Raw genomic sequence first — 11274 nt, forward strand, 5'->3', positions numbered from 1 at the left:
TTAGCAGCTTCATAGGCTACCTTAAGATCCTCTATCAAGATTCTCCAAGAAACTCCATCTACCACTAAATGATGAATACTTAAAAGAAGATAATCACCATCTTGCAGCTGAAAGACTCCAGCTCTTAAAAGCGGACCGTTTTCCAAATCCATACTAGCTTGAATTTTAGTAGACTGTTCATCAACCATGGCATACGCTTTTTCTAATGGGAATGCGGTGTAATCATAGCTTTCTACCGCTACAAATTCACTATCCGCTACAGATAGAACGATTTGTTTCCCATCTCTATAAGTAGCTCTTAACATATCATGATGAATGATTAGCGATCTTAACGCTTGCTTCAAAGGTAGAAGCGCTAATCCCGTAGGGATTTGTAAGAACACGGATTGGTTAAAATGATGCTTGTCCATTCCTTTATGAGCCATAAACGCTTTTTGAATTGGAATCAGTGGAACTTCTCCTATAACTTCCGATTGGTCAATCTCTAGCACTTCCTCTTTCACTTGAACGCATTGTGCGATTCTTCGAGGTGTTTTTTTGTCCATAATATCTGGAACTTTTAAGCTATATCCTTTTTCTCTTAACTTAGAAATAATTCGGATGGCCTTAATAGAGTCTCCACCTAATGAAAAGAAATTCGCATCAATTCCGATTAATCCATCAATATTTAACACATCTTGAAAAACTTGTACTATAGCTTCTTCTCTCTCATTTCTAGGTTCAATATATTCTTCTAGATCTGTAAAACTAGGGTCTGGTAAAGCTTTACGATCTAATTTACCTGTTCGAGTTCGCGGAAATTCTTCCAATTGAACAAAGCATGCAGGTATCATATATTCTGGTAAGTTTTGACTTAGTTCTTCTTTTAAATAAGCAGGCTCTACAGAAGACTCTGTAATAATATATCCGCAAATGATCTTCGATCCATTATTTTCTTTCACCAACACTACAGCGTCTGACACTTCAGGTAGTGCTCTTAGCTTACTTTCAATTTCACCCAATTCAATACGGAAACCTCGAATTTTTACTTGTTCGTCTATTCGACCAAGATAATCAATATTTCCATCTGGCGTCCATCTCGCTAAATCACCTGTTCGATACATCTTTTGGCCAGGAAGATATGGATTTTCTACAAACTTTTCTTCTGTTAACTCTGGTCTATTTAAATATCCCCGAGCTACCCCATCACCACTAATACACAACTCTCCAGGAACCCCAATTCCGCAAAGCTGATTCTCATTTAAAATGAATAGTTGCGTATTTCCAATTGGCCTACCAATTAAAACAATTGAAAGATCCTCTTTACTATTAAAGTTATAACCAGTAGAACAAACTGTGCTTTCAGTAGGGCCATACAAATTATATACATCCTCTATTTTTTCTCCAATCAGTTCTTTGAGTTGACGTACAAAATCGATTGGCACACATTCTCCTCCAAGATAAACCTTTTCAAATAAGAGTTCTTTTTTGCTTGATTTTGTATAATCTACTATAATTTTAAATATTGACTGAACCATTATAACTTGTCTATTTCTCATCAATTCTAATAATTTTTCCGGATTATTTCTATCTTCTTCTGGAACTATAACCAATGTTGCTCCAGTTAATAAGGTAGGGAAAATTTCCATAACAGATCCATCAAAAATGTAATTAAAGAATTGCAGGACCTCCGTAGTTTCCCTATATTCACCTGTATTCTTTTGCCACTCAACTAAATTTATAACATTTTTATGTTCTACAATAACTCCTTTTGGCGTTCCTGTAGTTCCTGACGTATAAATCATATAAGCAGCGTCATCTGTGCTTGATATAATAGATAAGTTATTTTTATTACTTGAATAGCATTCCTCTATATCTAAGAAACTTATATTTTCAAATTTTTCTTTTAAACCTTTAATATGAGAACTTGTTATAACTAGTTTTGTATTACTATCACTTAGCATAAAGTTAATTCTATCCATTGGATATCCTGGATCTAAAGGTAAATAGCCAGCACCAGATTTTAAGATACCCAAAATTCCAGCAAACATTTCGAATGATTTTTCAGAAATAATCCCTACAAAATCGTTCTTACTTATTCCTCTATTTCTAATTTCTTCTCCAATTGAATTTGCCCAATGATTAAGTTCCTTATAGGTTAATGTTTCTTCCTTGTATCTTAGTGCAATTGAGTCAGGGTAATTAGCAACTGTCGCTTCAAATACTTCAATAATATTTCGATCATTCAAATATGTCATCTGAGTATTATTAAATTCTGAAAGTACAATCTGTTTTTCTTGTTCCCCAATCATTTCAATATTTTTTATCTGTATATTCGGTTTCTCTATAATACTCAAAATTATCGAATGTAAATTTTCTAATATCCTAGCTAAGAAAGCACTATTATATATTTGAGCGTCATACATTAACTTCAATGTAAGATTCTCTTCATTCAATACATCTAGACTAAGTGGATAGTTTGTTTGCTCTCTTAGTTTCTCAAAATAAAGGGAGAAATCCTTAGTCTGCTCAATATTAGTCTCATAATAATTCTCGAAACCAACTATGGTAGTGATTAAGCTATCATTATCAGTACATTGGCTTTGAATTTTATTTAAAGGACAGTAATCAAAATTCCCACTTTCAAGTGCTTGATTTTGTAGGCTTGTCAATAATTCAAGGAAAGTGTCATTACGATCTGCTTTTACCCTTACTGGTATTGTATTAATAAATAAACCGACCATTTTATCAATATCTTTTAGCTCCACATTCCTACCGGATACGACTTTTCCAAAGACAATATCATCTTGATTGGTATATCGTTGCAATAAGATTCCCCAGACAGCTTCAATAATCGTATTTAAAGTAACTCCATGTTTACGACTCAATTCTTCTAATTTTTCTTTTTCATCTTTTCTAAGATGGATACTGGCCAATCCAGTTTCATCATTATTTTGTTCAACTTCCCCACATGGTAAAATCATTGCTTGGTTATCATAATCCTCTAATAACTCTTTCCAATACTCAATTCCTTTGCGAATGTTTTTTTCTCGCATTAGATACACAAAATCTTCATAAGTTGAACCAATTTTCTCTAAATTATTGATTTGGCAAATTTCTTTCCCTGCACTAATTTCAGTATAGAAATTAAGCAAGTCATTAATAATAATTGATGTGCACCATCCATCCATTATTATATGATGGAAACTAAGAATCAAACGATACTCTTCCTCACTATATTTCACCAAAATAGCTCTAATTAAATTATCATCTTCTAAATCAAATCCTTTTTCCATATCAAAACGGCAAACCTTATCAAAATCACTATTTATATTTACAGATGTACTTAAATCAATTTCATTTAATTCTACAGATCTTCCTGTAATTACCGCTTGTCTATACTCACTTACTTCTTTATGAATAATACTAACTGATAGTGCAGGATATTTTTCTTGCAATAAATTTAAACTTCTACTTAGGTATTCTTTATTTACTTTTCCTTCTAGTCTAAATATATTTTGAACAAAATAAACAGATGAATCAGGATTCTCTAATTTATGGAAAAGCATTCCTTCTTGTAAAGAAGTGAGTGGATAAATACGATTTAATCCTTGATTTTTGCTTTTCAATTTTCTTTCAACATTTTTATACTCAGATAGTGACCAAGATAATTCACCTTTATCTGAAGGTGTAGAATGTACATCAGAGGACATACAATGAGAAACAACTTCATCTAATTCATTCATATAATAATCTTTCAACTTATGAATGAAGCTCTCTTCAAATAGTCCAGAATCATATATTAATGTAACATTCAATTCCTTTTCGATGACTACACAATCTACTACTATAGGGCTTCCAAATCGATTAAACTTTGAAACTTGCTCACCATGGTCAGTATCTTTAATTTTAAGAACTAACCCATTATTTTCTTGAGAAAAATTCCCTAAATAATTAAACGTAATATCCGGAATTTCATCTTTTAATACTTTATCGCCACAATATTTAAGTACCGAATAACCGAAACCATGATTTGGAATTTTCCTGAAATTTTCTTTCGTATTGCAAAGATCATCTGATATGCCCTTACCTATATCTTTTATAGAAACAGGATAAATTGTAGTGAACCAACCAACCGTTCTATCAATTGGTACGTATTTTCCAATCGATTCCCTTCCATGGCCCTCCATCAAGATAGAAATGTCTGTTTGACCTGTCAACTTGTTAATTGTACGGAAAAGAGCAGTTAACAATAAATCATTGATTTCTGTATTATATGCTTTATGTGAATTGTACAAAAGGTTATTTGTAGTCTCTTCAGATATTTGAAATACTTCATGCTCAGTTCCAACTTTTTCGGTAACTGCTTTATTATCAAAATGACTGTTCGGAATGTTTTTTTCCACTTCTAACCAATAAGGGATTTCTGAAGATAATTTATCTGAATTTCTGTATTTATGTAATTCTTCACTCCACTCTTGAAAGGAAACAGTCTTATTAGGAAATTCAATTTTTTCGCCATTTCTATTTTTTTGATAACCATAGTTTAAATCCTCAGCAATAATTCTCCAGGAAATACCGTCTATTACTAAATGATGAACACAGATAAGTACATAGTCTTTATCTTTAGTTCTAAAAATAGCCCCTTTTATTATCGGTCCTTCTTCTAGATCTAATAATTTTTGAATCTTATTTCCTTCACTTAATATCATTTCATTTATATTATTTTGTTCATTTAAATGAATAAGGTCAAACAAAAGAAAATTAAAGTCATTTTCTTTATAATCAGAAATAGGCTTTATAATCTGATTACCGTCTTTACTATACTTTGCTCTTAACATATCGTGATGTTTAACTAAGCAAAAAATAGTTTGACTTAAAATATCTGAATCAACTTGTTCTTCGCTCTCAAATAAGACAGACTGATTAAAGTGATTTTGCTCTTCCATGTTGGATTCAAAAAATTGACTTTGAATAGGAGTCAGTTTAACAATCCCCGTAATTTCAGATTGATTAATTGTATATTTTTGAATCTTTTCGATAGTCTTAGCAATATTCCCAACCGTTTTTTCTTTAATTACGGACTCCATGGATAAGTTAAAACCTTTTTCTCTTAGGCTGGATACCATGCGAATCGCTTTTATTGAATCACCACCGTAATCAAAGAAATTTGAATTTAGGCTCACTTTTTCAACCCCAAGAACTTCTGAAAAAGCATTTGCTACACATATACTTTCAACAGAGTCTGGTTGAATATACTCTTCACTATATTCAAATATTGGTTTTGGTAATGCTTTTTTATCTACTTTACCATTTAATGTAAGAGGGAATTTATCTAGTTTTATAAAGTGTGCAGGAATCATATAATCCGGTAAATTATTACTTAATTTATCTTTCAAATCAGTAATAGCAATCTCTGAGTCTTCAATAATGTATGCACATAGATATTTCTCTCCTGCATCCTCAGTCAAAAGTACAATTGCATTTTTCACCTGTGCAATCTCTTTTAATCGACTTTCAATCTCCCCGAGTTCAATTCTAAATCCTCTAAGTTTTACTTGATCATCAATTCTACCTACATATTCAATATTGCCATCAGGCAATTTTTTGACTAAATCTCCAGTACGATATAAGCGCTCTAAATGATTTTGGGGATGAAAAACAAATTTTTCTTGAGTTAAAATGTCTTGATTTAAATAACCTCTAGAAATTCCTATCCCACCTAGATACAATTCACCAACTTCACCGACTTCACATTCAACTCCTTCTTGAAAGATATACGCAGTTGTATGGCTAATCGGTTGTCCAATAGGAGTTTTATTACTGGTTTTCTCCAATTTTTTTATTGGATGAAATAATGAAAAAGTAGTTGCTTCAGTCGGTCCGTATATATTGTAAAAAGTCAAATCATCACTTTTATGTTTTAAAAATAGCTTAACATGTTCTTCTGACGTAGCTTCCCCACCAAAGTATAACTGTTTTAATAAATTGAATACTTCCGGATCTAAACTGACAAACTGATTAAATAGAGCCGTTGTAATAAACATAGTATTTATTTTTAAGTTTCTAATTACATCTTTGAATAAATTTATATCACCTAACAACTCTTTTTCAGCTATATGAACATGACCGCCATTTAGTAAAGCACCCCAGATTTCAAAAGTAGATGCATCAAAAGATAAAGATCCTGTTTGTAAAATAGAAACATCCTCAAAATTACAATAATTAGTCTCTTTTACTAATCTAATAATATTCCTATGTTCAACCATTACTCCTTTTGGAGTTCCTGTTGTTCCAGATGTATAAATTAGATATGCCAAATCTTCTGGTCTCACAAAAGTAGAATCTTTTTCATTAATTGAATCATCAGAATAATCAACTTTGTTTAAGTTTAATATTGGAGTTTGAAGCATTAAATGCTTCAAACTCTCTTCATGCTGCGTCAAAATATAATTGGTTCCACTATCTTTCAACAAATACTTAATTCTATTGTCTGGATATGATTCATCTATCGGCATATAGGCAAAACCAGCTTTAATAATGCCTAATATTCCAATGATAGTTTCTGCTGTTCTTTCAGCTACTATTCCAATGTATTTTCCATCCCCAGTAATTTCATTTCTGATTTTATTGGCAACAATTTCTGATTTCATATCTAATTCTTGATATGAAACCTCAGTATTTTTATCAGAAACAGCAATTTTTCCTGGATGCTTTTTTACTTCTCTTTCGAATAAAGTTATTAAATTATTTTGGAAAATAGTAGAACTTTCTTGACTATCAAATACTTCAGGATTTTGTATATTTAATGTTTTCTCGGACATTTTTTTCACTACCTTCAGTTTAGTTAATTTGTAAATATGGGTTAACTTTTTCCTGTAAAAGATCTTTGATATTTTTATTACAGTTCTCAAATATTGGGTAACGAACTATTAATTTATCTTCATATTTACTGAAAGTTATTTCTCTTGCTGCTTCATAATTATCAGAACTTATATCTTCAATATATTCTTTGTAATTCATTTCATAGAGACCTAAATAATTAACTAACAAAACTTCGTCCATCAATTTAAAGTTTTCTCTAAAGATATTTAGCCAATTTAAACCAAAAACTTTTTTCATTACATTAACTTGATTAATTTGATCTAGTATTGAGAAATCTGATTTTTTCATTAATGGAAGCATATCAATTATAGGTCCAGTTTGATTCATAAACTTATGGTCAATACTGCTTCGTTCTTCTTGCACGAATTGCAATGGAACTACATCACTTCCATTAGTAAGTTTATTTTCAAAGACTATTACATCTAATATCCTTTCTATTAGACCCCATATTTCTTCATCAAAATTGGTTAATATCTCTTCTGGAATTTTTACAACAGCAAGTTCTGCGCGGATAATTTTATTTTGATAATTTGAACGAGAATAAGTTATCAATGAATTCTCATACTCTGAAATAAATTTAGTTAGTTCTTGATCCTCATTTTCTACTAATTGGTTAGAAAGTTGTGCATAATCAGCATACCTACTTCTAGAAATATTAGGTTTTAGTCCATTCTCGAGTATTTCAATAAGTTCATTTTTTAAGATCAGTGAACTTACCTTGTCCCAAACACTATGATGTGATGATATGTGAATACTAAATGTAACTTCATCTTCATGAACAATAAAAATATTACTTAATACATCCCATTCATTCATATTTTTATAATGATCAATAGACTTAATTTTTTTCATTGTTTGATCATAAGTTTCTAAAGAGCTATATCTCAAATCAACATATTCAATACCTTGGACTTCATCACTTGAAATTTCACCTATTAGATTTAATCCATTAGCTTTCAGCAATATACTTCTTAATGAACCATGCTCTTTGATTAAATACTTTGTAGCTTTAATGAAATCTTCAGCATGATAAGCTCCTCGAATAGTAAATTCGTCTTGAATAATTGAATAAGGAAATGTTAAAAGATACTCTTGTATTGGAGATGGCGAATAAAAATCAATTTTATCCATTTCAATTAGTTTTTGTAAGCTGTCTCTATCAAATTTCTTATACCTAATAATATTTTCGCTAATCTCATTATCAGAAAGAGTCATTTTAAATTCCGACCCTAACATATTGTCCTTAAATTTTTCATAGTCTTTCATATCTAGCATATAATTAGGAAAAACCTCCGGCTCCATATTCAGGTTTATCGCCTCTAAAATTCTGTTCTTTAAATTTAAGGTGATATTTTCCACAAACAGAATACGGTATTTAATTTTATCAACCAAAACGACTTTTTCTTTACTATGAATATATGTTCCATAATTTTTTGAGATATATTCATCTAAATTGAAATTTACATTTACTTTTGTTTCTTTTGTAAGTAATGATTTTTCATTTTCAAAGAATTCACTGATTTTCCGCGCTGATTTCCTATCCATTATCTCTCTAATGTTGCAGTCATAACCTTTTTTCCTAAGCATTGAAATGACTTTAATAGCTTTTAATGAGTCACCACCATAATCAAAGAAACTATCAGTAACGCTTATTCTTTCAGAAACCTCTAGAACTTCTTTGAATATATCAACCACTACCTGTTCGATATTATTTCTAGGTTCTTCATACTTGTTCTGTACGATTAATTTAGGAACTGGCAATGCTTTTTTATCAATCTTCCCTGACTTGGTTTTCGAGAATTCTGTTACTACCATCATATAGTGCGGAACCATATAGTCGGGCAAGTCTCTTTCTAAACTTTTATGAATGTAATCAAAATCAATTGTTTGTTCACTTAAAATATAAGCGCATAATTCATGATTGTTATTAATCATCTTAGGTATCACAATTGCATCTTTCACACCATTAATTAATCTGAGCTTTCCTTCAATTTCGCTAAGCTCAATTCGATAACCCCGAATTTTTACTTGCTCATCAATTCGACCGAGATACTCAATATTTCCATCTGAAGTCCATCTCGCTAAATCTCCGGTTCTATAAATACGTTCTCCAGGGTTATATGGATTTTCAACAAACTTTTCTTTTGTAAGTTCAGGTTGATTGACATATCCTTCACTAACACCTTCACCTGCAATACAAAGCTCTCCTTCAATCCCAACACCACATAGTTTATTCCCTTTCAAAATATATAACTTTGTGTTACCGATAGGCTTACCAATTAATACTTCTTTGATTTTTTCTTTTGAATTAAATCTATAGTAAGTTGAACAAACTGTTGTTTCTGTTGGACCGTATACGTTAAATACATCATCAATCTTTCCATTAGAAATATTTTGATATTTTCTTATCACATCTAAAGGAAGACTTTCGCCTGCTAAAAATAATTTATCGAATGAATTAAATTGTTCTATCATATTATTTTCAATTGCATAATCCATTAATGCTATAAAAAGAGACGGCACTATTGTCAATTGGCGATCTTTGAACATATTAATTAGAGATGAAGGTTCATTTCTGCACTCTTCGGGCACAATTTCTAAGGTAACACCTGATAATAAGGCCGGGAATATTTCCCAAACAGATCCATCAAATATATAGTTAAAATACTGTAAGACAACCGTTTTATTATTGAACTCCGCATTATTTTTCTGCCATTCTACTAAATTTAGTACATTCCTATTATTAATTTTTACACCTTTAGGATTCCCAGTTGTCCCGGAAGTATAAATGATATAAGCTAAATCTTCTATATCATTTATATGTTGTAAGTTTGGGATACTTTCAACACTAGTATTATCTATAGTAATCGATCTATATTTATTTAAAATTTCTGAACTCAACATTTTTCCAGAACCTTGCAATATTACATTAACTGACGCATTATCAAGCATATAATTCACACGTTCATTTGGATGAGATGCATCAATAGGTAAATATGTTGCCCCCGATTTCAATATTCCTAATATACCAGCTACCATTGCATTACATTTTTCTGTCACAAATGCCACTACATCATTTTTACCTACCCCGGAATTTCTTAAACTATAGCCAATACAATTAGCCCAATTATTCAACTCTTTATAAGTAACGAGTTGGTTTTTAAATTTTAAAGCTACTTTATCGGGATTATTCTTCACTACATCTTCAAATACTTCTACAATTAATTTAGAATTAGCAAAATTCATCGTAGTATTATTAAAGCTATTGATCACCAGATTTTTTTCTTCTTCATCAATAATATTAATTTCATCAATTAAAATATCATTTTTAGTGATTGCTTCTTTGATAATTGTTACGAAATGATTAGAAATTGAAATAATATCATTTTCTGTGAACTTGTCTGTTTGGTACATGAAACCAAACTTTAAGGCTTCATCTTTATAAGCTGCTACAGTTAAAGGATAATTAGTCTCTTCTCTACCGCTTAATAATTCCAATTTAAGCGATGTTTCTTGTGGACCTTCTTGAGTGTAATAATTTTCGAAAGCAATTACTGTGTGAACTAAATCATTCTCTAAATTTGTACATTGTGATTGTATTTCTGCTAACGAACAATAATCAAATTCACTACTTTTAATGGCTTGTTTTTGTAGCCTTGATAGCATACTTAAAAAGGTCTCTTTGTTTTTTGTTTCAACTCTAATTGGAATTGTGTTAATAAACAACCCAACCATATCTTCGATACCAGGTATATCAATATTTCTACCTGATACAATTTTCCCATATACAACATCATTTTGATTTGTGTAATGTTGCAATAATATCCCCCATGCAGCTTCTACAAAAGTATTTAATGTTAAACTTTCAAGTTGACATAATTCTTCAATTTTTTGGGTGTCTTCTATACTTAAATGAACTTCATGTACTTGAATTTCTCCATCAATTGAATTGTTTTCTATAGATCCTTTGATTACAGACTCATTGTCATAGTTCTCTAATAATTCTGTCCAATAGTTTCGCGCGGCTTTCTTGTCGTTTTTTTGTGTTAATCGAATATAACTCTCATAATCATATCTAGATGATAAATTCTCATTAATTTTATTTTTTTGTACCCCTGACTCCAATTGAGAATAGAACTGAATCAGATCATTCATCAAAATTGAAGTACACCAGCCGTCCATTATAATATGATGGAAGCTAATTACCAATTGAGACGGTTCATTTTCTAAGTGAATGAAAGCTACACGAATTAAACTATCGTTTCCTAAATCAAAACCTCTTTGAACATCCTCTTTTAAGAAGGCTTCCTTTTCCTTTTCTTGATTTTTTGACTGAGAAAGATCTATTTCATTAAATTCAATAGCTCTTCCCTTTAACATCACTTGTCTTGGTTCACTTACATTCTGATA

Annotated in this window: 2 protein-coding genes; both read right to left on the minus strand. The window is 30.8% G+C overall.

Annotated features, from left to right (window positions below):
* A partial coding sequence (locus WAX78_RS24945) for an amino acid adenylation domain-containing protein (RefSeq protein WP_336484665.1) occupies positions 1-6803 on the minus strand: 6803 nt, incomplete at its 3' end.
* 19 nt (positions 6804-6822) lie between these two features.
* The coding region (locus WAX78_RS24950; RefSeq protein WP_336484666.1) for an amino acid adenylation domain-containing protein at positions 6823-11274 on the minus strand (4452 nt) is incomplete at its 5' end.

This window comes from Bacillus yunxiaonensis, assembly GCF_037104695.1.
In the GTDB taxonomy this organism is placed as follows: Bacteria; Bacillota; Bacilli; order Bacillales; family Bacillaceae_G; genus Bacillus_A; species Bacillus_A yunxiaonensis.